Here is a 22,399-nt window from a genome sequence, read left to right as displayed (position 1 = left end):
CGGTTACAGCGCCTTTTCCAGCTTCTTCATCTTGCCGCGAATGCGCGTCTGCTTGAGCGACGACAGATATTCGACGAACACATGACCAGCGAGATGATCCATCTCGTGCTGGATACACACCGCGAGCAGGCCGTCGCAGTCGAGCTCGAAGGTCTCGCCCTTCTGATTCAGCGCCTTCACACGCACCTTGTCCGGGCGCTCGACGAAATCGTAAATGCCCGGCACCGACAGGCAGCCCTCTTCCCATTCCTTCTTCTGGTCGCTCGTCCAGACGAGTTCCGGGTTGATGAAGACCATCAGTTCGTCGTGCGCGTCCGAGACGTCGATCACGATCACGCGCTCGTGCACGTCCACCTGCGTCGCCGCGAGGCCGACGCCGGGCGCGGCGTACATCGTCTCGGCCATGTCGGCGACGAGCTTGCGGATGCGGTCATCGACCACGGCGACGGGCTTCGCCACCTTGTTCAGCCGCTTGTCCGGGTAGTTGAGTATCTTGAGCAGAGCCATGATTCGGATTGTCTACGCGCGCCGCGACGCGTGTAAATCGGCCATTCGGCCAGGTTGCGGGTGAGTGCCGGCATGCCGAAGATATGCGGGCGAATCCAGTGGATTCAACGCCGCCGGCAAGCGGCCAATGGCGTCGCTTCGGGCCTGAGACCCAAGCCTGAGCGACGATTCTTAATCTGTTCCGGATCAAAAATCTTAACATGACGACCGCCGCCCTGCCGACCGAGGAAGCCGCCTCCACACTCGATGCCGAAGAACTGCGCGCGTGGCTGCGGCTCGCGCACGCGAAGGGGCTGCGGCCGCTCGCGCTGCGCACGCTGCTCGGCGCTTTCGGCGGACCGCGCGAAGTGTTGTCGGAGAGTTTCGCGTCGCTCGCCAAAACCGCCGATGCGAGCGCCGCCGAGGCTGTCCTCGCGCCGCCGTCCGAGATCGAAGGCGTTGCATTCGAGCACTATATTGAAGAGGTTTTGGCATGGGCTTCCGCGCCCGGCAATCACTTGTTGACGCTTGCGGACGCCGGCTATCCGCAGGCGCTTCTCACCATGCCGGACCCGCCGCCGCTGCTCTACGCGAAAGGCCGGCTCGAACTGCTTCAGGCGCGCGCGGTCGCCATCGTGGGCAGCCGGCACGCGACGCCGCAAGGTCTCGAGGATGCGCGGCGCTTCGCCCGCGCACTATCGGATGCGGGGCTCGCGGTGGTGTCCGGTCTCGCGCTCGGGATCGACGCTTCGGCGCATCGCGGCGCGCTGGAGGGCGCAACGGGCACGATTTCGGTGATCGGGACCGGCGCCGACCTCGTGTACCCGGCGGCGCATCACACGCTCGCGCATGAAATCGCCCGCGACGGCGCGATCCTCTCCGAATGGCCGCTCGGCACGCCGGCGCGCTCGGCGAATTTTCCGCAGCGCAACCGGCTGATCGCGGGCCTGTCGGGTGGCGTGCTGATCGTCGAGGCCGCGATGCGATCCGGCTCGCTCATCACCGCGCGTCTCGCCAACGAAATGGGGCGCGATGTTTTCGCGATGCCCGGTTCCGTTCACGCGCCGCTTTCGCAGGGCTGTCATCGGTTGATCAAACAGGGCGCGAAGCTGGTCGAAACGCCTGACGATGTGCTCGAAGAGTTCGGTTTCACGCCCGCGAACGCCGCGGCGGCTGCGGCGAAACGCGCGAAGCTGCGCCCGGTCAGCGCGTCGTGGGCATCGGCGCGCGCGGCTGAATCTGTCATGAGCGCCGAGGCCGACCGCGTTCTCGATGCTCTCGGCCACGCGCCCGCGACGCTTGAAATCCTCGCGACACGCACCGATCTGGACGGCGCGGCGCTGCAAGGCGCGCTGCTGCAGCTCGAATTGTCGGGGCAGGTGGCCGCGCTTGCGGGCGGCCGCTATGCGGCGGTGGAGCGCTCGTGATGCCGCGTCGTGCTACATTCGCGGAAAAATGAGCCGTCCCCGCAGTCGATACCAATAAAGGATTTCGCACCCGCCATGTCCGCGCTGAATCTCGATACCGATGCCGATCGCATCGCGGAGCGCATCGCCGTGCCCGGCACGCTGTTCGTCGCCTGTCTGTGCGCCGAATGGTGCGGCACCTGCCGCGAATATCGCGAAGGCTTCGACAGGCTGGCGGACGCGCATCCGGAGATCTGCTTCGCGTGGATCGATATCGAGAATCACGCCGACCGTTTCGACGACCTCGACGTGGAAAATTTTCCTACCATCCTGATCGAGGATGCCGTCACGACGCGATTTTTCGGCACAGTGCTGCCGCAGGCGTCTATCGTCGGTCGAATGCTGACCGATCTCACCGCGCTGCCGGGCATGGTCGGCGCGCCGAAACTGCGCCCGGCGCTTGCCACGGCCTGATCGCGACGCACGCGAAACGCGCCTTTTGCGCTTCTCGCCATGCGCTTCGCGAGCCGGAAATTGAAACGCCCCGATGCGAGCTTCGACGCCCGCCGCGCAAAGCGTGTGCTATAAAGCGGTCGTTAAAGCAGTCCAAACCGGGCCGCTGCCAGTTACCAACCTTTTGAGTCATGTCCAAAGCCCTGATCATCGCCGAGAAGCCCTCCGTCGCGAACGACATCGCGCGTGCGCTGGGCGGCTTCACCAAGCATGACGAGTACTACGAGAGCGACGATTACGTGCTCTCGTCCGCGGTCGGCCACCTGCTCGAGATCGCTGCGCCGGAAGAGTACGACGTCAAGCGCGGCAAATGGAGCTTCGCCAATCTGCCCGTCATTCCGCCGCATTTCGACCTGAATCCGATCGCGAAAAGCGAGTCGCGCCTGAAGGTGCTGACCAAGCTGATGAAGCGCAAGGATATCGAGCGCCTCATCAACGCATGCGACGCGGGGCGCGAGGGTGAACTGATTTTCCGCCTGATCGCACAACACGCGAAGGCGAAACAGCCGGTACAGCGTCTGTGGCTGCAATCGATGACGCCCGCCGCGATCCGCGACGGCTTCGCGAACCTGCGCAGCGACGCCGATATGCAGCCGCTCGCCGACGCCGCCCGCTGCCGCTCCGAAGCGGACTGGCTCGTCGGCATCAATGGCACGCGCGCGATGACCGCGTTCAACAGCAAGGGCGGCGGCTTCTTCCTGACCACGGTCGGTCGCGTTCAGACGCCAACGTTGTCGATCGTCGTCGAACGTGAGGAGAAAATCCGCCGTTTCGTGCCGCGCGACTATTGGGAAGTGCGCGCCGAGTTCATCGCCGCGAAGGGCCTGTACGAAGGCCGCTGGTTCGATCCGAAGTTCAAGCGCGTCGAAAACGATCCCGAACAGCGCGATTCGCGCCTGTGGAGTCTCGCGGCGGCCGAAACCGTCGTGGCGGCCTGCCGTGGCAAAACCGGCACGGTAACGGAAGAATCGAAGCCGTCGACGCAAATGTCGCCGCTGCTCTTCGATCTGACGAGCCTGCAGCGCGAAGCCAACGGCCGCTTCGGCTTCTCCGCGAAGAACACGCTCGGCCTCGCCCAGGCGCTGTATGAAAAGCACAAGGTCCTGACCTATCCGCGTACCGATGCGCGCGCGCTGCCCGAGGACTACCTGAACACGGTCAAGGACACCATGACCATGCTCAAGGAGAGCAACAACTATCTGCCGTTCGCGAAGCAGGTGCTCGACAAGGGCTGGGTGAAGCCCAACAAGCGCATCTTCGATAACTCGAAGATCAGCGATCACTTCGCCATCATCCCGACGCTGCAGGCGCCGAAGTCGCTGTCCGAGCCCGAGCAGAAGCTGTATGACCTGGTCGTGAAGCGCTTCCTGTCGGTGTTCTTCCCGGCGGCGGAATATCTCGTGACGACGCGCATCACCGAAGTCTCGGGGCATCACTTCAAGACGGAAGGCAAGGTGCTCGTCGAGCCGGGCTGGCTGCAGATCTACGGTCGCGAGGCTGCGGGCGAGGAAGGCAATCTCGTGCCGGTGCAGAAGGACGAGAAGGTCGATGTCGAAAAGGTCGAGGCCCACGGTCTCGTGACCAAACCGCCTGCACGCTACAACGAAGCATCGCTGCTTTCGGCGATGGAAGGCGCGGGCAAGCTCGTCGAAGACGAAGAGCTGCGCGACGCGATGGCCGCAAAAGGCCTCGGCACGCCGGCGACGCGTGCGGCGATCATCGAAGGTCTGCTCGGCGAGAAGTACATGGTGCGCGAAGGCCGGGAACTGATCCCGACGGCGAAGGCGTTCCAGTTGATGACCTTGCTGCGCGGCCTCGGCGTCGAAGAACTCACCGCGCCCGAACTGACCGGCCAGTGGGAGCACAAGCTTTCGCAGATGGAGCGCGGCAGCCTGCATCGCGATACCTTCATGCAGGAAATCGCGCGGATGACGCAGACCATCGTCAAGCGCGCGAAGGAATACGACTCCGACACAATTCCCGGCGATTACGCGACACTCGAAACGCCGTGCCCGAACTGCGGCGCGCAGGTGAAGGAAAACTATCGCCGGTTCGCGTGCACGAAGTGCGAGTTCTCGATTTCGAAGATTCCGGGCGGACGACAGTTCGAAATTCCGGAAGTCGAGGAATTGCTGCGCGAGAAAACCATCGGGCCGCTGTCGGGCTTCCGCAGCAAGATGGGCCGTCCGTTCTCGGCGATTCTCAAACTCTCGCTCGACGACGAGATCAAGAACTACAAGCTCGAATTCGATTTCGGCCAGGACAATGGCGGCGAAGATGGCGAACCGCCTGATTTCTCCGAACAGACGCCGGTCGGCGCGTGTCCGAAGTGCCAATCGCGCGTGTACGAGCACGGCATGAGCTACGTGTGCGAGAACTCGGTCTCGAATCCCAAGACCTGCGATTTCCGTTCGGGCAAGGTGATTCTCCAGCAGGAAATCGCGCGGGAGCAGATGCACAAGCTCCTGACCGAAGGCCGCACGGACTTGCTGACGAACTTCAAGTCGTCGCGCACCGGGCGCAACTTCAAGGCGTTTCTCGTGAAGCAGCCTGACGGCAAGATCGGCTTCGAGTTCGAGAAGAAGGAAGGCAAGCCGGCGGCGAAGACGGCGGCCAAGCGCGGCGCGTCGGCGGAAGCACAGGCGGACAGCGGCGATGAAAGCGGCGACAGCGATGTCGCCGTCGCCGCCAAGACGACGTCCGCGAAGATCGCGGCGAAGAAGGCGCCCGCGAAAAAGGCAGCGGCCAGGAAGACCGCGGCGAAGAAGACGAGCTAAGCGTCTTTTTGCAGGCTACAAAGAAAAACACCCGCGAAGCGATTCGCGGGTGTTTTTTTATTTGCGCTTTGTTCGCACGCGAGCCTTTCAAAAAGGCGATGCCGCCGGCAAGCGTCCGCGCGTGCGTGAAGGCTTCGCGAGTTTGGGCGCCATTTCGCCGTCGATCGGACGCGGACGTGGCGCGGGCGGCACGGGCGTCGCGGTTTGATCGGCATGCTCGTAGTGCGCAGATGCGCCCGGCCTGCCGCGGCCATCGCGAATCCACTGCTCGCCCACCTGATGATTCGGCGTCTGGCTGAAATACTCGACGAGATGATCGATGAACGTGCGGACCTTCGCCGGCAAGTGACGGCGGCTCGGATACGCGACGTTGATCTCGACCTGCGGCAACTGATAGTCGCCGAGCAGGCGCACGAGCTGGCCGCGCGTCGTATCGTTGCCGATCAGATAGCTCGGCAGAATCGCGATGCCCATGCCGAGCAACGCGAATTGCCGAAGCATCTCCGTATTGTTCGCGATGATGACGTTCTGCGGCCGCACGCGCACTTCGCCTTCCGGACCGGTGAACACGCGCTCGTCGCCCCAATATTCCGACGGCAGACTCAGGCACGGGTGTTCGAGCAGATGCTCCGGGCGCGTCGGCGTGCCGTGGGTTTCCAGGTAAGCGGGCGTCGCGCAGACGGTCATGCAACCGGTCGTCAGTCGCCGCGTGACGATGCTCGCGCTCTTTACCTGCCGCGCGATGACGATGCCGACATCGAAACCTTCCTCGACCAGATCGACCTGACGGTCAACCAGCGTCACGTCCGGCACGACCTTCGGATAGCGCTGCGCGTACGTCTGCAATACGGGCGCGAGATTGTGCAGGCCAAACACCACAGGCGCGACGATCCTCAACGAACCGAGCGGTTCGTGATTGCGCGCCACCACCATCTGTTCGACGTCTTCCAGCTCGTCGAGAATTTGCCGCGCCCGCTCCAGATACACCTGACCGGACTCGGTGAGCGAGAGGCTGCGCGTCGTGCGGTTGAGCAGGCGCGTGCCGAGGCGGCCTTCCAGGTCCGCGACGTGGCGCGTAGCCACCGCATTGGAGATGTCCATCGCGCTCGCGGCCCGGGCGAAACTGCCGAGGTCCGCGACACGGATGAACACTCTCATCGACTGCAAATGATCCATAAGACACTCCTGCCGCTAGACGGCTTGAATTCTGCTGCAAAGCAATTCAGGATTATCCTAGGACCGGCACTTTTGTGCAGAAGTTGCCGGGAAGCGTGAAAAAGTCGAAAAAAATCTGAATGTTAGGCGTCTTACTGCGATGAAAGATCACCGATTGTTGCGGTTCACACAACACACGGCTGGGTAAGTTCTGATAGACGAAATTTTGGAAGTACTGGCCGCGTCAATTTTGACGGTGTAGGCGATGAAAAACGGGCCCGTCGAAACGGGCCCGATATATGGGGATTGATTCAGTTTTCGAGACAAATCCGGCGCAGCATCACGCCGGACGACTCGTTCAGGCGGCGAGACGCTTTTCCATGCCGGCCTTCGCTTCGGGCAAGGCCTCAGGCAAACCGTGCTGCAACTTCGTGAACAATTCGTCGTGCAGCGCCAGTTCGTCGCGCCAGGCCGCGTCGTTGACCGAGATGACCTGTTCGAACTGCTCGCGCGTGAAACCGAGGGCGCCCCAGTCGATGTCCTCATAGCGCGGCGAAATACCGAACGCGTGCTCCTCGCCCTTCGCCGTGCCTTCGATGCGGCCGATCATCCAGTTCAGCACGCGCATGTTTTCGCCGAAGCCCGGCCACACGAACTTTCCGTCGTCGCCCTTGCGGAACCAGTTGACGCAGAAGAACTTCGGCGCTTTCGCGTTCAGCGCTTCGAGACGCTCGCCCATCTTCAGCCAGTGACCGAAGTAGTCGGCCATGTTGTAGCCGCAGAACGGCAGCATCGCGAACGGATCGCGGCGCACGACGCCCTGCTGCCCCGCGGCGGCGGCAGTGGTTTCGGAGCCCATCGTGGCGGCCATGTAGACGCCTTCCTTCCAGTCGCGCGCTTCGGTCACGAGCGGCACCGTGTTGGAGCGGCGTCCGCCGAAGATGAACGCATCGATCGGTACGCCGGCCGGATTCTCCCAATCCGCGTCGATCGACGGACATTGCGACGCCGGCGCCGTGAAGCGCGCGTTCGGATGCGCGGCCTTCGCGCCCGTTTCCTTCGCGATGTCCGGCGTCCAGTCGCGGCCTTGCCAGTCGATCAGATGCGCGGGCGGCGCGTCGGTCATGCCTTCCCACCAGACATCGCCGTCGTCGGTGAGCGCGACGTTGGTGAAAATCACGTTTTCCTTCAACGTGGCCATCGCGTTGAAGTTGGTCTTTTCGCTCGTGCCCGGGGCCACGCCGAAGTAGCCCGCTTCCGGGTTGATCGCGTACAGGCGGCCGTCGCGGCCCGGCTTGATCCAGGCGATGTCGTCGCCGATCGTCGTGACCTTCCAGCCGTCGAGATCGCTCGGCGGAATCAGCATCGCGAAGTTGGTCTTGCCGCACGCGGACGGGAACGCCGCCGCGACGTGATACTTGCGTCCCTGCGGCGACGTGACGCCGAGAATCAGCATGTGCTCGGCGAGCCAGCCTTCGTCGCGGCCCATCGTCGATGCGATGCGCAGCGCGAAGCATTTCTTGCCGAGCAGCGCATTGCCGCCGTAGCCCGAGCCGAAGCTCCAGATCTCGCGCGATTCGGGGAAGTGAACGATGTACTTCGTGTCGTTGCACGGCCAGGCCACGTCCTTGCGGCCATCGGCCAGCGGCGCGCCGACCGAATGCACGCACGGCACGAACTCGCCGTCGGCGCCCAGCACGTCGTAAACCGCGCGGCCCATGCGCGTCATGATGCGCATGTTCGTCACGACGTACGGGCTGTCGGACAACTCGACGCCGATATGCGCGATCGGCGAGCCGAGCGGGCCCATCGAGAACGGCACGACGTACATCGTGCGGCCGCGCATCGCGCCGTCGAACAGACCGTCGAGCGTCACGCGCATTTCCTGCGGATCGATCCAGTTGTTGGTCGGGCCGGCGTCTTCGCGGTGTTCGGAGCAGATGAACGTGCGATCTTCGACGCGCGCCACATCCGAGGGATCCGAGCACGCGAGGAAGGAATTCGGGCGCTTCTCGGGGTTGAGCTTCTTCATCGTGCCGGCGGCGACCATCTGCTGGCAGAGCCGGTCGTATTCTTCCTGCGAACCATCACACCATTCGATACGATCCGGCTTGGTCAGGGCCGCGACGCGCTGCACCCATTCGATGAGTCTTCGGTGCCGGACATAGGCCGGCGCTTTGATGTCGACGGCATTTTTATTGTGATCTTCGACTACTGCGGGCTGGTTCATCGAACTGTCTCCGTTCTTCTGCAATGAAAACCAATCGCCCGACTGACGCTGCATGCGAGAGGCGTTTGCGACTCGAACCGCCGGGCGCTTTCGTGCACGTCCGATACGCGCGTCCGTTGCACGAAATGCGGTTCGCGAGCCAATGCGGCGTCACGGGCATGAATCCTTCGACTGCAAACCGTACCTGCTCGCGGCTTGCGTCGCAAAGGAACAAACTGTTAAAAAGAGATACTAAGTGGCCTGCCTCCTCGCCGATCACTGTGTTTTCCGCCAGTTGCGCTGAAATTCTTTTTTTGGCGCGGACCTGCGAGGCTCCCGAAAAATTGGGGAGTCAAGCATAACACCGCATCGCGGGAACCATGTGATGCAGCGCAATAACCTGCAATAGAGCGCAATTTATCGGTAGTTACCCGAATTTAAGCGTTCTATTCTCGCCCTCGCCTATAAAGCAGCACGTTTGATGCCTAACAAAAGCCAACCAATGCCCATGAAAATCGCCATTCTCGACGACTACCAGGACGCCGTCCGGAAGCTCGACTGCTTCCATTTGCTCGATGACCATGAGGTAAAGGTCTTCAATAACACGGTGCGTGGTCTCGGACAGTTGGCCAGCAGACTTTCGGAAGTCGACGCGCTCGTGCTGATTCGCGAGCGCACCCGCATCAGTTCGCAATTGCTCGACAAATGTCCGAAGCTGCGCATGATCAGCCAGACGGGACGCGCGGGCGGCGGACATATCGATGTCGATGCGTGCACGGAACGCGGCATCGCGGTGCTGGAGGGCACGGGCTCGCCGGTCGCGCCGGCGGAGCTGACGTGGGCGCTCATCATGGCGGCGCAGCGGCGCATTCCGCAGTACGTCGCAAATCTGAAGCAAGGCGCGTGGCAGCAATCGGGGCTGAAGACATCGGCGCTGCCGCCGAACTTCGGTCTCGGTCAGGTGCTGCGCGGGCAGACGCTCGGCATCTGGGGATACGGCAAGATCGGCAAGCTGGTGGCCGGTTACGGCAAGGCGTTCGGCATGAACGTGCTGGTCTACGGGCGCGAGCATTCGCAAGGCGCGGCGCGCGAGGATGGCTTCGCGGTCACCGAGAGCCGCGAGGCGCTGTTCGAACAGAGCGACGTGCTCACGCTGCATCTGCGCATGACCGACGAGACCGTGGGTATCGTCAAACAGGACGATCTGATGCGGATGAAGCCGACCGCGCTCTTCGTCAACACGAGCCGCGCCGAACTGCTCGAGGAAAACGCGCTGCTCAATTCGCTGCATCACAATCGCCCGGGCATGGTCGCGGTCGATGTCTTCGAGAGCGAGCCGATCCTGCAGGGCTACGGCCTGCTGCGGCTGGAGAATGTGATCTGCACGCCGCACATCGGCTATGTGGAGCGCGAGAGTTACGAGTTGTACTTCGGCGCGGCGTTCCGGAACATCCTCGCATTCAATGGCGGCGACACGTCCAGCGTCTTCAACAAGGAAGCGCTCCAGCACGCGCGCCGCCGCTGAGCGTTCGATTCAGACCGTCGAGATATCGATCGACGGTTCGCAGCGCACCGGAAAGTTCACCGAGTTCGCGATGAAGCAGAAGCGGTGCGCCTTTTCGTGCAGGCGCGCCGCGAGATCGGCATCGCCGCCGGCGCCGATCGTCACGCGCGGGCGCAACAGCACATCGACGAAGCGCCCGTCGCCCTTCGCCTCTTCCTGCATCGTGCCGACGGCTTCATCGACATAACCCGTCACGACGATCCCGTTCGTCGCGCACAGGTGCAGATACCAGAGCATGTGGCACGACGACAGCGACGCCACGAACAACTCTTCCGGATTGTGACGCGCGGGGTCGCCGCGAAACGCCGGATCGCTCGATGCCTCGATCGCCGTCTTGTTGCCGACGCGAACCAGATGATCGCGCGAATACGCGTCATAGGCCGATGTGCCGGAACCGAGATTGCCCGTCCAGTCGACGGTCAGTTCATACGTGTGCTTCTTCGCCACGGTCTGCTCCTCAAGCGAGATGCGAAGCGGTTTCCATCACACGCGGAAGACGTTCCAGAAAATCCTCGCCGTCCGCGCGGCCCAGGTCATAAGCATGTTGCATCTGCGACGGGCTCGTATAGTCCCAGCTCGAAATCGGCACCTTGCGCGATGGCTGGATGTAGAGACGCTTTTGCTCGCCGTGCGGCACGATGAACATGCGCTCGCGCGGATAAAGCCGCGTGACCATCACGAGGACGAGACCCGGCGACGCATCCAGCGCGGCGACGGGCACGTTGTCGACCATGCCGCCATCGAGAACCGGGCGGCCGTTGCGTCGCAAGATCGGCGTGAACGGCGGCGTGCTCGACGATTGCAGGATCAGATCCGCGAGATCGTCGATCGTCGCGCATTCCTGGGCTTTCACGAACTCCGGATGAAAGCCGAGCGCTTGCCCGAGCGTCGGATGCAGCGTCTTGCGCACGTACTTCTCGATGTTGTACGCGATGAGACCCGCCGCGACGGCGCTGCGCGCGCCGAGCCAGCGCGGCAGATGCGACACGCCAATGCGGATCTCGGGCGCGCTCGAGAGGTCACGGAAGCGATCCGCGAAGATGTCGAGCAGCGCCTGTCGATAGATGCGGTAATGCGGAAATACCGATTGTCCGCGCAGCAGGTTGCCCCAATAGGCGTTGCGGGTGTTGTCGCGCAGCGCGTGCGCGTAGTAGTCCATCACCCAGCGCGACTCGTTCGTGTAGAGCATGCAGGCAGTTGCCGCGCCCGCCGATATGCCCGCGATGATGCGCGGCTTGAGGTTCAGTTCCGGCCGGACGATGTCCCAGAAACCGGCTTGCCACCAGCAGCGGTTGCCGCCGCCGGCGAATACGACCTGGTCGAACATTTACTTGTTGATGAGCGCGTAGGTGGTGGTGGCGTGGGCGGCGAGTTCGCCCTGTTCGTCGTGCAGGTCGATTTCGCCGAAGACGAGGTTGCGGCCGCGGCGTTTGACCTGCGCTGTCACGAGTACGTCGCCGGATTTGACCGGCCGCATGAACGTCGTGTTCAGGGAGACGGTGGTCATCGGCGAGAAACCGCCCATGACGTGCGAGATGGCGACGACCATCGCGGTGTCGGCGGCGGCCATGAAGACTTGTCCGCAGATGACGCCGCCGGCGTGGCGCAGGTGGTCCGAATACGGCAGGCGCAGCGTGACGGCATTTTCATCGATGGATTCGGGCGCAAGATGCAGTTCCTTGACCCACGGGGCGAGGATGCTGTCGAGCAGGGCGCGGATGGCGGTTTCGTCCATTACGGGGGATCGTCGCGTGGGAAGATGCGTCATGATACCGGGCTGAAAGGGGCACGCTGGTTCGCGTGTCGGACGGCTTCGTCAAAAATTTAAGAAAATTCTCGCGCAGGGGCTTGCGCTTCCGGAAAAGGTCCCGCTATAATCTCGTTTCTGTTGGGGCGTTAGCTCAGTTGGTAGAGCAGCGGACTCTTAATCCGTAGGTCGAGTGTTCGAGTCACTCACGCCCCACCATCAGATTCGAAGGGCTGCGCAATGCGCAGCCCTTTTTCATTTCCGCCTCAAATCACATCCGCCCCACGCGCGTTCAGCAACTCCCGCAGTACGGATCGATGACACCGCGCCTCATCCTCGCAGTAACACCCGACCGACATATTCGTCTGGTGCGATAACGCCGCGAGCAGATCAAGCGTCCTGCTCGCATCCGACTCGGCCATTTCCGCCTTGAACTTCTTCACGAACGCGCGCCATTCCTTGTCATCCTCCGCGTGAAGCGCCGCCGTCACCAATTCCTGCGACGGCGAAAGCCCGGATACCACACGTCATAAAAATCACGCTTCGCGAACTCGACCTTCGGCACCCCGCGTGGCGGCCGTCGCACCGTGCCGATACGCAACCCCTCATCCGCCGCGCGCGGCGTCCCCAGTCTCACGATGCGAATCGCCATCATCATCTCCGTCGTTGTCCGCACAGCATAATCGCTGACATCGCTTTGAAAGCTCCCGCGCCCCCACTCAGCGAAACCCCGAATCTTCCCGTATCGTTTCGGATTCTCCGTCCGCTTACATCCGGAATTACCGCCGTGCCCACCGAAGAACGCGCCCAAACCCTGCCGCACGACCCCGACGCCCCGATGACCCCGCTCGAGCGTCGAGGCATGGCCGCGATCCTGCTCTCGGTCGCGCTCGCGACGCTCGATACCGCCATCGCCAACACGGCGCTGCCCGCCATTGCCGCCGATCTGCATACGACGCCCGCCGCGTCGGTCTGGATCATCAACGCGTATCAGCTCGCGATGGTCGCAACCCTCCTGCCGCTCGCCGCGCTCGGCGGCATCCTCGGCCATCGGCGCGTGTATCTCGGTGGGCTCGTCGTGTTTCTCATCGCCTCCGCCGTGTGCGCGTTCTCGTGGTCCTTGCCGACGCTCGTCGCCGCACGTCTGCTGCAGGGCCTCGGCGCCAGCGCGATCATGAGCGTCAACGCGGCGCTCATCAGCGCGATCTTTCCGCCGCATAGGCTCGGGCGCGGCGTCGGGTTGAACGCGCTCGTCGTCGGCATCGCGTTCGCGATCGGGCCGACGGTCGCATCGATCGTCCTTTCGCTCGGCACGTGGCCGTGGCTCTTCGCGGTCAATTTGCCGGTCGGCGTGTTCGCGTTGATGATTGCGTGGCCGTCGCTGCCGCAAACGAAGCGCGCCGAACACGGCTTCGATCGCATCGCGGCATTGCTGAACGTCGTCACCTTCGCCGCGCTGATTTTCGCGCTCGGCGAAGCGGCTCAGCGCGCGCCCGCGCAAACCGTGCTCGCGGCCTTCGGCGTCGCGCTGGTTGCGGGCGTCCTGCTGCTGCGACGTGAACGCGGCCATCCCGCGCCGATGCTGCCCGTCGATCTCTTTCGCCGCCCCATGTTCGCGCTCTCGACGATGACCGCCATCTGTTCGTTCGCCGCGCAAGGACTGGCGTTCGTGTCGCTGCCGTTCTTCTTCGAGAGCGTGCTGGGCCGCAGCCAGGTCGAGACTGGATTTCTGATGACGCCGTGGTCAGCGCTCGTCGCGTTGATGGCGCCGATCGCGGGACGCCTGTCCGATCGCCATTCACCCGGCTTGCTGGGCGGCGTCGGGCTGGCGATTCTATGCGTCGGGATGGTGTCGCTCGCGATGCTGCCTGCGCAACCGCATGCGCTGGAAATCTGCATCCGCATGGCGATCTGCGGCGCGGGCTTCGGCTTTTTTCAGTCGCCGAATCTGAAGGCGTTCATGTCGAGCGCGCCGCGCGAACGCAGCGGCGGCGCGAGCGGCACGATCGCGACGTCGCGCCTGATCGGGCAGGCGACGGGCGCGGCGCTCGTCGCACTGTGCTTCAGCATCGCCGGAAAGCATGGCCCGGCACTCGCGCTCTCGCTCGGCGCGGCGTTCGCGGGCGTGGGCAGTATCGCGAGCGGTTTGCGGCTCGTGACGCGCAATCCGTCGTCTGAACGAATCGTCGGAGAGCCGTCGCGCAAGGCCTGAGCGCGCTCACATGCGCCGCACCTTCACCTTGCGGCCCTTGAGCTTGCCCACGCCGAGCTTGCGCTCGGCGTCATCGGCGATACTCCGTTCGACGGCCACGTACGTGACCATGTCCATCACGTTGATCTTGCCGATCTGCTTGCCGTCGAAGCCCGCTTCGCCGGTGAGCGCCCCGAGCACGTCGCCGGGACGGATCTTGTCCTTGCGGCCGCCGAGGATCTGCAGCGTCGCCATCGGCGGCTTCAGATGACCCGGTTCCGCTGACGTCAATTCGGTCAGCGGATGCCATTGCACTTCCGCGCGCTGTGCCTGTTCGATCGAGCCGACGCGCCCCATCTCGTCCATGCTCGCGAGCGACAGCGCCCAGCCTTCCTCATCGCCACGCCCGGTACGGCCGATGCGATGCACATGCACTTCCGGATCGGGCGTCACGTCGACGTTGATCACCGCCTCCAGTTGCGCGATGTCGAGACCGCGCGCGGCGACGTCGGTCGCGACGAGCACCGAGCAACTGCGGTTCGCGAACTGCACGAGCACCTGATCGCGTTCGCGCTGTTCCAGTTCGCCGTGCAGCGTGAGCGCTTCGAAACCTTGCGCGCGCAGCACGTCGAGCAGGTCGCGGCACTGCTGCTTCGTATTGCAGAACGCGATCGTGCTCACCGGGCGATAGTGGTCGAGCAACAGGCCGACCGCGTGCAGACGCTCGTGGTCCTCCACTTGATAGAAAATCTGCTTGATCTTCGCGTTGCTGTGCCGTTCGGTGAGCTTGATCTCGCGCGGATTGCGCAGGAACTGCTGGCTCAGCTTCACGATGCCTTCCGGATACGTCGCCGAGAACAGCAAGGTCTGGCGATCCTTCGGGCACTGGCGCGCCACCGACGCGATGTCGTCGAAGAAGCCCATGTCGAGCATGCGGTCCGCTTCGTCGAGCACCAGGGTACGCACTGCACCGAGCGTCAGCGTGCCGCGCTCCAGATGATCCATGATGCGGCCCGGCGTTCCCACGACGATATGCGCGCCGTGTTCGAGACTCGCGACCTGCGGACGCATCGGCGTGCCGCCGCACAGCGTCAGCACTTTCACGTTCTCTTCCGCGCGCGCGAGGCGGCGGACTTCCTGCGTGACCTGATCGGCGAGTTCGCGCGTCGGGCAGAGGATGAGCGCCTGCACGTCGAACTGGCTCGCGTCGAGGCGGGAAAGCAGCGGCAGCGCGAAGGCCGCGGTCTTGCCGCTGCCCGTTTTCGCCTGCGCGATGAGATCGTGGCCCGCGAGCGCCGGCGGCAGGCTCGCGGCCTGGATCGGCGTCATCGACAGATAGCCGAGCTGCTGCAGGTTCGCCTGCATCGCAGGCGAGAGCGGCAGGCTGTTGAAGGAAGTGTCGGTGGTCATGGTTTCAGCGTGTCCCGTGCGGTGGGATGTCGGTGAGCTGCTCGTACGTGGTGGTGCCATCGTCGGCATCGTGGCGTGCGACGTAGTTGCGCGCGCCGCACATCGGGCAGCGGAACAGAAGGCCCTGGCCCTCGTTCTTGATGACGACGTCGGACAGCGCCCACTCCGCGCCGCAGGACTGGTTTCGACAGGTGAACATATTCGTATTTCTCTGGTTTCGTGGCGCGCTCGTGCGCTCAAAGGCGAAAGTGTACGCGTGTCTGGCGCCGACGCGGTCCGCGCAAGTCCGCAAGAAATGCTAAAGCGGCTCGTGCTACTTTTCTTTCATCGAGTTTTCTTTGTGGAGCGCACGATGAACGGCAGGGTCTATGAGGCGCGACTCGCGCGCGTGGTCGCGTACATCCACGATCACCTCGATGACGAACTGGACCTCAACCGGCTCGCCGAGGTGGCGTGTTTGTCGCCGTATCACTGGCATCGGATTTACCACGCGTTCTATGGGGAAACCGCGGCGGCGACCGTGCGGCGCTTGCGTTTGCATCGCGCGGCGAATGAGCTCGTGCATGGCGCGGTGCCGATGGACTCGATCGCCGAGCGCGCCGGATATGGCAGCGTGCAGGCGTTTTCGCGGGCGTTTCAGGCGAGTTACCGGATGGCGCCGGGGCAGTTTCGAACTGACGGCGGCGCTTCGATGTTTGTTCCTTTGGATGAAGTTCGATCAGGAGACACGGCGATGCATCAAGTCGATATTCGTACTCAGCGTGGTTTAACCGTGGCCGCGATGGAGCATCGCGGGTCGTATATGAACATCGGGCGGGCATTCGAGATGCTGTTTCACTGGCTCGCGGTGCGGGGATTGGTCGATCCTCGGGCGCGCTCTCTGGGCATTTATTTCGACGATCCTGCAGCCGTCGCCGAAGATGAACTTCGCTCGATGGCATGTTGCGAGCTGTTCGAGCCGGATGCGGTGAAGTTCGAAGCGCCGGTGTCGCGCGTGGAGGTGGCGGGCGGGGAGTTTGCGGTGCTCACGCATGTCGGCCCGTATGCGCAGCTTTGCTTCGCGTATCAGTGGCTGTATGGGGAATGGTTGCCGCAGTCGGGACGGGAAACCGGCGACGCGCCCGTGTTCGAGGTTTATGTGAACGATCCGAGGGAGACGGCGCCGGCGGATCTGGTGACGGAGATTTGGATGGCGTTGAAGGCGGTTGCCTAGGCCGAAAAAAGCCCGCGACAACCGGCGCGTGCTGCACCGAATTTCGCGGGCTTCGAGGAGCCTGGCGTTGCGCAAGTCTCCTTAGACGTCGATATTCCCAGCCCTCAACGCATTGCTCTCGATAAACGCCCGCCGCGGTTCCACATCATCGCCCATGAGCGTCGTGAAGATGCCATCGGCGGCAATCGCGTCCTCGATCTGCACACGCAGCAACCGCCGCACGGCCGGATCCATCGTCGTTTCCCAGAGCTGCTCGGGGTTCATCTCGCCAAGCCCCTTGTAGCGCTGCTTCGAAACGTTACGCTCCGCGTCCGCGATCAACCACTTCATCGCGCTCTTGAAGTCGGTCACGGCCATCGACCGTTCGCCGCGCTTGATCAACGCGCCATCGCCGATCAAGCCCTTGAACGTATCCGCCGTCGATACGAGCTGCTTGTAGTCCGCAGTCAACTGAAGGTCTTCGTCGAACACCGTGACCTTCACATTGCCATGATGACGCCGCTTGATATGCAGCGACCGCAGCTCGCGCACCTGATCGTAAGCAGGTTCGACGCTCACTTCGGGCTTCAAAGGATCGGCACGCAAGCGCTCTTCAAGACGCTTCGCCGACGCTTCCGCCGCTTCCTGCGACGACAAATCGATGATCACGCCGTCCATTACCGATTCGAGCGCGGCCGCGTCATAAATCCGGCTGAGACGATCGACGACCGCCTGCGCAAGCAAGTACGCACGCGCGAGTTCACCCAGCGCATCGCCGGAAATCGGATCCGCGCCTTCGCTCGGCATCAGTTCGGAACCCTGCAACGCCAGCTTCAACATATGCTGATTGAGCTCGTGCGCGTCCTTCATGTACCGCTCGTCCTTGCCCGCCTTGATCTTGTAGAGCGGCGGCTGCGCGATATAGATATACCCGCGCTCGACAATCTCCGGCATCTGCCGGTAGAAGAACGTCAGCAACAGCGTGCGGATGTGCGCGCCGTCGACGTCCGCATCGGTCATGATGATGATGCGGTGATAGCGCAGCTTGTCGAGGTTGTAATCGTCCTTGCCGATGCCGCAGCCGAGCGCCGTCACCAGCGTCACGATCTGCTCCGACGAAATCAGCTTGTCGAAGCGCGCCTTCTCCACGTTCAGCACCTTGCCGCGCAACGGCAAAATTGCCTGGAACTTGCGATCGCGTCCCTGCTTGGCCGATCCGCCCGCCGAGTCACCCTCGACGATATAAATCTCCGACTTCGCCGGGTCCTTCTCCTGGCAATCCGCAAGCTTGCCCGGCAGACCGACGCCATCGAGCACGCCCTTGCGACGCGTCATCTCGCGCGCCTTGCGCGCGGCATCGCGAGCACGCGCCGCATCGACGATCTTGCCCGTGATGATCTTCGCGTCGTTCGGCGTCTCCTGCAGATAATCTTCGAGCGCCTTCGCGACGATTTCCTCGACCGGCGCGCGCACTTCCGACGACACCAGCTTGTCCTTCGTCTGCGAGCTGAACTTCGGCTCCGGCACCTTCACCGACAGCACGCACGACAGACCCTCGCGCATGTCGTCGCCGGTCGTCTCGACCTTCGCCTTCTTCGCGATCTCGTTGTCGATGATGTACTTGTTCATCACGCGCGTCATCGCGGCGCGCAGGCCGGTCAGATGGGTGCCGCCGTCGCGCTGCGGAATGTTGTTCGTGAAGCACAGCACGCTTTCGTTGAAGCTGTCGTTCCACTGCATCGCCACTTCGACAGTCACGTTCTCGCGCTCGCCGACCGCGTGGAACACGTTCGGATGCAGCACCTGCTTGGCCTTGTTGATGTACTCGACAAAGCCCTTCACGCCGCCCGCAAACGCGAAATCGTCTTCCTTGCCGGTGCGCTGATCCGTCAAACGGATACGCACGCCGTTGTTCAGGAACGAAAGCTCGCGCATGCGCTTCGCGAGAATGTCGTAGTGAAATTCGACATTGCCGAAGATCGAGACATCGGCGAGAAAGTGCACTTCGGTGCCGCGATTTTCCGTATCGCCGACGACGGGCATCGGCGAATACTGGATGCCGTTCTCTTCGACGATCTCGCGGTTCTGCACGACGCCGCGCGCAAACTCCATGAAGTGCTTCTTGCCGTCGCGGCGCACCGTGAGGCGCAGCCATGCGGACAGCGCGTTCACGCACGACACGCCCACGCCGTGCAGGCCGCCCGACACCTTGTAGCTGTTCTGGTCGAACTTGCCGCCCGCGTGCAGCTCGGTCATGACGATTTCGGCGGCGCTGCGCTTTGGATCGTGCTTGTCGTCGCGCTTGAGGCCAGTCGGCACGCCGCGGCCGTTATCCGTGACGGAAATCGAGTTGTCCGCGTGAATGGTGACGTGAATGTCGTCGCAATAGCCTGCGAGCGCTTCGTCGATGGAGTTATCCAGCACTTCGAAAACGAGGTGATGCAAACCGGTGCCATCCGACGTATCGCCGATATACATGCCCGGCCGCTTGCGCACAGCCTCCAGACCTTCGAGGATCTGGATGGACGATGCGCCATAGCTGTTGTCAGGCTTGTTGTCGGGCTGCGAATTTGTGTTTTCAGTCATGGAAATTTTCCGGTTCTGCGTCACTGCCTGGGTTACTGCTCGAACTTTTCAAAACACCTTAAAAACACCAAAGGGGCGCGCCGCCCCTTGGAGTGTTTTCGGTATTGCGCGCGTCAGATACGCATCGGCATCACCACGTACTTGAATTCCTCGTTCTCGGGAATCGTGATGAGCGCGCTGGAATTGGCATCGCCGAGGCTTACCTTGAGCGTGTCGACCTTCAGATTCGCCAGCACGTCGAGCAGATAGGTGACGTTGAATCCGATATCGACGGAATCGCCCTGATAGGCGATCTCCAGCTCTTCCTGCGCCTCTTCCTGGTCGGCGTTGGTCGACATGATCTTGAGCTGGCCCGGCTCGACGAGGCAACGCACGCCCTTGAATTTGTCGGAGGTCAGAATGGCCGCGCGCTGCAACGAACGCTGCAACTCTTCACGGCCGATTTCGAACGTGTTCTTGTGCGACTTCGGAATCACGCGCTGGAAGTCGGGGAACTTGCCCTCGACGAGCTTCGACACGAGTTCGACCTGGCCGAAGCTGAACTTCACCTGCGTCGCGGCGATGTCGATCTTCAAAGTGTCGTCGATGTCTTCGAGCAAACGCTGGAGTTCAAGAATCGTCTTGCGCGGGATGATGACTTCCTGGCGCGCGAACGAGCCCTCGATCTTCATCGACGAGAACGCGAGACGGTGGCCGTCGGTCGCGACCGCCATCAGCTGGTCGCCGTCCACCACGAGCAGCATGCCATTCAGGTAGTAGCGGATGTCCTGCTGGGCCATCGCGAAATAGACCATGCCGAGCAACTGGCGGAACGTCTTCTGCGGAACCGAAAGGCTCGCGCCGAAGTCAGTAGCCTGGTTGACGGTGGGAAATTCGTCGGCGGCGAGCGTCTGCAGCGCGAAACGGCTTTTGCCGGAACGCACGGTCAGGCGCTTGTCGGAGAGGTCGAGCACGACTTCGCCCGAGGGCATCGCGCGCAGAATGTCGAGCAGCTTGCGCGCGGCGACCGTGGTGGCGACCTGGTCGCTGCCGACGCCGAAGTCGGCGCGGGTCGTGATCTGAAGTTCGAGGTCGGTCGAGAGGAACGACACATCCGCGCCGTTCTTGGTAATGAGCAAATTGGCGAGGATCGGCAACGTATGGCGGCGTTCTACGATACCGCTCACGGTTTGCAGCGGCCTTAGAAGATTATCTCGTTCGGTCTTGACCAGTTGCATAGAGTTCCTTCGTTGATGTGACGGCCTGTCCGCCGGTTTCGCCACCAGATTTGCCCAGCGGACAACCTCGTAACACGCGTTGCCGGCCCCCCGCCGGTCACTCGCGAAAACTGCGCTCGAAAGCCGCCCAGGCCACGGACGGCTAAACCTATATTGTGCCTCAAAACGGAACCGCTCCCTGAAATTGGGGGCGTTTTCGTCAAAAAACAGGCTTTCGAACGCAATTAATGACGCGTGCGTTCTTCACGCCGCGTCCGTCGACCCCTTAGCCCTTCAGCGTCTGCTCGAGCACGTGCAGTTCGTGGTTCAGTTGCGCGTCGGTGCCGCGCTCCGCCGCGATCTTGCGCACCGCGTGCAGCACGGTCGTGTGATCGCGTCCGCCGAACAGTTCGCCGATCTCGGGCAGGCTCTTCTGCGTCAGCTCCTTCGCCAGATACATCGCGATCTGGCGCGGGCGCGCAATGTTGGCCGGCCGCTTTTTCGAGTACATGTCGGCGACCTTGATGTTGTAGAAATCGGCGACCGTCTTCTGGATGTTCTCCACCGAGATCTGGCGGTTCTGCACCGTCAACAGGTCCTTGAGCGCTTCCTTGGTCAGCTCGATCGTGATGTCGCGGCCATGGAACTTCGAATACGCGAGGATCTTGCGCAGCGCGCCTTCGAGCTCGCGCACGTTGGAACGCAGATGCTTCGCGACGAAGAACGCTACGTCTTCCGAGAGGCTCACGCCTTCGGACTGCGCCTTGCGCATGAGAATCGCGACGCGCATTTCCAGCTCGGGCGGCTCGATCGCGACCGTCAGACCGGAGTCGAATCGCGAGATCAGGCGATCGTCGATACCGGAGATTTCCTTCGGATACGTATCGCTCGTGATGATGACCTGCGCCTTGTTCGCGACGAGCGCCTCGAACGCGTAGAAGAACTCTTCCTGCGTGCGCGATTTGCCGGAGAAGAACTGAATATCGTCGATGAGCAGCAGATCGAGCGAATGGTAGTAGCGCTTGAAGTCGTCGAACGCCTTGCGCTGGTATGCCTTCACCACGTCCGACACGTACTGTTCCGCGTGAATGTAGCGGATGCGCGCACCGGCCTTGTCCATCAGCAACTGATTGCCGATCGCGTGAATCAGGTGCGTCTTGCCGAGGCCCACGCCGCCATACAGGAAGAGCGGGTTGTAGGAGATGCCGGGATTGTCCGCGACCTGAATGGCGGCCGCGCGAGCAAGCTGGTTCGCTTTACCCGTGACGAAATTGTCGAACGTCAGCACCGGATTGAGCTTCGAGCGCTCGTAGGCGGAATCGGTTTCACCGCCCGCCGACGGAGCGCCACCCGGGCGCCACGTGCGCCGGCCAGCAGCGGCTTCGTTGGCGTCGAGGCTCGGGAGATCGAGATCGGCCTGATCTTCCTGCGTGGCTTGTGCCTGTTGCGCCGCTTCGGCTGCAAGCGCGTTGATGTGCGCCGTGGCGTTCGCGTGCGCGACCACCGTGGGCGCCTGCGGCGCTGCCGCCGAGGGCGCCGGCGCGCGCGGCGCGGCGGGGGCGCTCGCGGTCGGACGGGGCGCGGCATTCAGGCCGCCGCCGATCGCATTGCGCGCGGTCGCTTTCGGATCGAGGACGAATTGCACGTCGATGGGCGCGCTGAAAAATTCGCGCGCGACATCGGCGATGCGGCCCGAGAACTGGCTTTTCACCCAGTCGAGCTTGAAGCGGTTGGGAGCTGCGATGCGCAGGGTGTTCGCGTCGGCATCGAAGTCGACCGGGGTCAGCGGTTTGATCCACGTGACGTACTGCTGCGGCGTGAGTTCGCGCGCGAGCAGTGCGGAACAGTGTTCCCAGAAATCGTTCATCGAATGCGGTCGTTATGGTTGCTCCGCGCCTGCGGGCCGTGCTTGCCGAACGTTCGGACAAGTCCCGGCACAGCCGAGCAGGTATGCTCCGGAGGCTTAC

Annotated in this window: 17 protein-coding genes, 1 tRNA gene and 1 pseudogene; 7 read left to right on the top strand and 12 right to left on the bottom strand. The window is 62.9% G+C overall.

Annotated features, from left to right (window positions below; genetic code table 11):
* Positions 1–3: 3 nt before the first annotated feature.
* Complete coding sequence (gene def / locus BTHE68_RS00095; protein ID WP_162064611.1) at positions 4–507, bottom strand: peptide deformylase; 504 nt, start codon at positions 505–507, stop codon at positions 4–6.
* A gap of 200 nt (positions 508–707) precedes the next feature.
* Between def and dprA the strand changes: the two genes are divergently transcribed.
* The 3 genes from dprA to BTHE68_RS00080 all read left to right on the top strand — a co-directional run bounded on the left by dprA (position 708) and on the right by BTHE68_RS00080 (position 5,182).
* Positions 708–1,913, top strand: coding sequence for a DNA-processing protein DprA (gene dprA, locus BTHE68_RS00090; RefSeq protein ID WP_162064610.1), 1,206 nt, complete (start codon positions 708–710; stop codon positions 1,911–1,913).
* 75 nt (positions 1,914–1,988) lie between these two features.
* A complete protein-coding gene (locus tag BTHE68_RS00085; RefSeq protein WP_061174220.1) occupies positions 1,989–2,366 on the top strand; it encodes a thioredoxin family protein in 378 nt (125 codons plus the stop codon).
* 170 nt (positions 2,367–2,536) lie between these two features.
* On the top strand, positions 2,537–5,182 hold the full coding sequence (locus BTHE68_RS00080) for a DNA topoisomerase III (RefSeq protein ID WP_162064609.1): 2,646 nt from the start codon (positions 2,537–2,539) through the stop codon (positions 5,180–5,182).
* A gap of 87 nt (positions 5,183–5,269) precedes the next feature.
* On the opposite strand, the gene BTHE68_RS00075 is transcribed toward BTHE68_RS00080, so the two are convergent.
* The gene (locus tag BTHE68_RS00075; protein WP_162064608.1) at positions 5,270–6,358 is read right to left on the bottom strand and encodes a transcriptional regulator GvmR; all 1,089 of its coding nucleotides are present in this window, start codon (positions 6,356–6,358) and stop codon (positions 5,270–5,272) included.
* Positions 6,359–6,695: 337 nt separating this feature from the next.
* Entirely contained in the window at positions 6,696–8,567 is a 1,872-nt protein-coding gene (locus BTHE68_RS00070) for a phosphoenolpyruvate carboxykinase (GTP) (protein ID WP_162064607.1), read from the bottom strand.
* 487 nt (positions 8,568–9,054) lie between these two features.
* Between BTHE68_RS00070 and BTHE68_RS00065 the strand changes: the two genes are divergently transcribed.
* Positions 9,055–10,071, top strand: coding sequence for a D-2-hydroxyacid dehydrogenase family protein (locus BTHE68_RS00065; RefSeq protein WP_162064606.1), 1,017 nt, complete (start codon positions 9,055–9,057; stop codon positions 10,069–10,071).
* A 9-nt stretch (positions 10,072–10,080) separates the two neighbouring features.
* Here the strand turns inward: BTHE68_RS00065 and BTHE68_RS00060 are convergent, their stop codons facing one another.
* Genes BTHE68_RS00060 through BTHE68_RS00050 form a run of 3 tightly spaced genes read right to left on the bottom strand, consistent with a single transcriptional unit; the run spans position 10,081 to position 11,845 of the window.
* Positions 10,081–10,557 carry an OsmC family protein gene (locus tag BTHE68_RS00060; protein ID WP_162064605.1) on the bottom strand — a complete coding sequence of 159 codons (477 nt, stop codon included), beginning with the start codon at positions 10,555–10,557 and terminating at the stop codon, positions 10,081–10,083.
* 10 nt (positions 10,558–10,567) lie between these two features.
* Complete coding sequence (locus BTHE68_RS00055) at positions 10,568–11,437, bottom strand: patatin-like phospholipase family protein (protein WP_162064604.1); 870 nt, start codon at positions 11,435–11,437, stop codon at positions 10,568–10,570.
* Positions 11,438–11,845, bottom strand: a complete 408-nt coding sequence (locus tag BTHE68_RS00050) for a PaaI family thioesterase (protein WP_162064603.1) — start codon at positions 11,843–11,845, stop codon at positions 11,438–11,440.
* Positions 11,846–12,000: 155 nt separating this feature from the next.
* On the opposite strand from BTHE68_RS00050, the gene BTHE68_RS00045 reads away from it, so the two are divergent.
* Positions 12,001–12,076, top strand: a tRNA-Lys gene (locus tag BTHE68_RS00045).
* 47 nt (positions 12,077–12,123) lie between these two features.
* On the opposite strand, the pseudogene BTHE68_RS00040 reads toward BTHE68_RS00045, so the two are convergent.
* Positions 12,124–12,509, bottom strand: a pseudogene (locus BTHE68_RS00040) (DUF488 domain-containing protein).
* Positions 12,510–12,695: 186 nt separating this feature from the next.
* On the opposite strand from BTHE68_RS00040, the gene BTHE68_RS00035 reads away from it, so the two are divergent.
* Positions 12,696–14,069 carry an MFS transporter gene (locus tag BTHE68_RS00035; protein WP_162066722.1) on the top strand — a complete coding sequence of 458 codons (1,374 nt, stop codon included), beginning with the start codon at positions 12,696–12,698 and terminating at the stop codon, positions 14,067–14,069.
* A gap of 6 nt (positions 14,070–14,075) precedes the next feature.
* Here BTHE68_RS00035 and dbpA read toward each other — a convergent pair whose 3' ends face one another.
* Positions 14,076–15,458 carry an ATP-dependent RNA helicase DbpA gene (gene dbpA, locus BTHE68_RS00030; protein ID WP_162064602.1) on the bottom strand — a complete coding sequence of 461 codons (1,383 nt, stop codon included), beginning with the start codon at positions 15,456–15,458 and terminating at the stop codon, positions 14,076–14,078.
* 4 nt (positions 15,459–15,462) lie between these two features.
* The gene (locus tag BTHE68_RS36780; RefSeq protein ID WP_162064601.1) at positions 15,463–15,657 is read right to left on the bottom strand and encodes a hypothetical protein; all 195 of its coding nucleotides are present in this window, start codon (positions 15,655–15,657) and stop codon (positions 15,463–15,465) included.
* Between the two features lie 153 nt (positions 15,658–15,810).
* Between BTHE68_RS36780 and BTHE68_RS00020 the strand changes: the two genes are divergently transcribed.
* Positions 15,811–16,671 (top strand): AraC family transcriptional regulator, encoded by an 861-nt coding sequence (locus BTHE68_RS00020; protein ID WP_162066721.1) that lies wholly within the window; start codon positions 15,811–15,813, stop codon positions 16,669–16,671.
* Between the two features lie 81 nt (positions 16,672–16,752).
* Here BTHE68_RS00020 and gyrB read toward each other — a convergent pair whose 3' ends face one another.
* The 3 genes from gyrB to dnaA all read right to left on the bottom strand — a co-directional run bounded on the left by gyrB (position 16,753) and on the right by dnaA (position 22,299).
* Entirely contained in the window at positions 16,753–19,236 is a 2,484-nt protein-coding gene (gene gyrB, locus BTHE68_RS00015; protein WP_162064600.1) for a DNA topoisomerase (ATP-hydrolyzing) subunit B, read from the bottom strand.
* Between the two features lie 113 nt (positions 19,237–19,349).
* Complete coding sequence (dnaN, locus tag BTHE68_RS00010; protein ID WP_162064599.1) at positions 19,350–20,453, bottom strand: DNA polymerase III subunit beta; 1,104 nt, start codon at positions 20,451–20,453, stop codon at positions 19,350–19,352.
* A gap of 265 nt (positions 20,454–20,718) precedes the next feature.
* Positions 20,719–22,299 (bottom strand): chromosomal replication initiator protein DnaA, encoded by a 1,581-nt coding sequence (gene dnaA, locus BTHE68_RS00005; RefSeq protein ID WP_162064598.1) that lies wholly within the window; start codon positions 22,297–22,299, stop codon positions 20,719–20,721.
* Between the last annotated feature and the right edge of the window lie 100 nt (positions 22,300–22,399).

It is taken from the genome of Burkholderia sp. THE68 (assembly GCF_009938265.1).
In the GTDB taxonomy this organism is placed as follows: domain Bacteria; phylum Pseudomonadota; class Gammaproteobacteria; order Burkholderiales; family Burkholderiaceae; genus Caballeronia.
The sequence above is the reverse complement of the archived record's forward strand: the minus strand, read 5'-3'. Positions and strand labels throughout refer to the sequence as shown.

Coding starts and splice junctions, on each gene's coding strand:
- def (WP_162064611.1), bottom strand. CDS start 507: ATGGCTCTGCTCAAGATACTCAACTACCCGGACAAGCGGCTGAACAAG.
- dprA (WP_162064610.1), top strand. CDS start 708: ATGACGACCGCCGCCCTGCCGACCGAGGAAGCCGCCTCCACACTCGAT.
- BTHE68_RS00085 (WP_061174220.1), top strand. CDS start 1,989: ATGTCCGCGCTGAATCTCGATACCGATGCCGATCGCATCGCGGAGCGC.
- BTHE68_RS00080 (WP_162064609.1), top strand. CDS start 2,537: ATGTCCAAAGCCCTGATCATCGCCGAGAAGCCCTCCGTCGCGAACGAC.
- BTHE68_RS00075 (WP_162064608.1), bottom strand. CDS start 6,358: ATGGATCATTTGCAGTCGATGAGAGTGTTCATCCGTGTCGCGGACCTC.
- BTHE68_RS00070 (WP_162064607.1), bottom strand. CDS start 8,567: ATGAACCAGCCCGCAGTAGTCGAAGATCACAATAAAAATGCCGTCGAC.
- BTHE68_RS00065 (WP_162064606.1), top strand. CDS start 9,055: ATGAAAATCGCCATTCTCGACGACTACCAGGACGCCGTCCGGAAGCTC.
- BTHE68_RS00055 (WP_162064604.1), bottom strand. CDS start 11,437: ATGTTCGACCAGGTCGTATTCGCCGGCGGCGGCAACCGCTGCTGGTGG.
- BTHE68_RS00050 (WP_162064603.1), bottom strand. CDS start 11,845: ATGGACGAAACCGCCATCCGCGCCCTGCTCGACAGCATCCTCGCCCCG.
- BTHE68_RS00035 (WP_162066722.1), top strand. CDS start 12,696: ATGACCCCGCTCGAGCGTCGAGGCATGGCCGCGATCCTGCTCTCGGTC.
- dbpA (WP_162064602.1), bottom strand. CDS start 15,458: ATGACCACCGACACTTCCTTCAACAGCCTGCCGCTCTCGCCTGCGATG.
- BTHE68_RS36780 (WP_162064601.1), bottom strand. CDS start 15,657: ATGTTCACCTGTCGAAACCAGTCCTGCGGCGCGGAGTGGGCGCTGTCC.
- BTHE68_RS00020 (WP_162066721.1), top strand. CDS start 15,811: ATGAACGGCAGGGTCTATGAGGCGCGACTCGCGCGCGTGGTCGCGTAC.
- gyrB (WP_162064600.1), bottom strand. CDS start 19,236: ATGACTGAAAACACAAATTCGCAGCCCGACAACAAGCCTGACAACAGC.
- dnaN (WP_162064599.1), bottom strand. CDS start 20,453: ATGCAACTGGTCAAGACCGAACGAGATAATCTTCTAAGGCCGCTGCAA.
- dnaA (WP_162064598.1), bottom strand. CDS start 22,299: ATGAACGATTTCTGGGAACACTGTTCCGCACTGCTCGCGCGCGAACTC.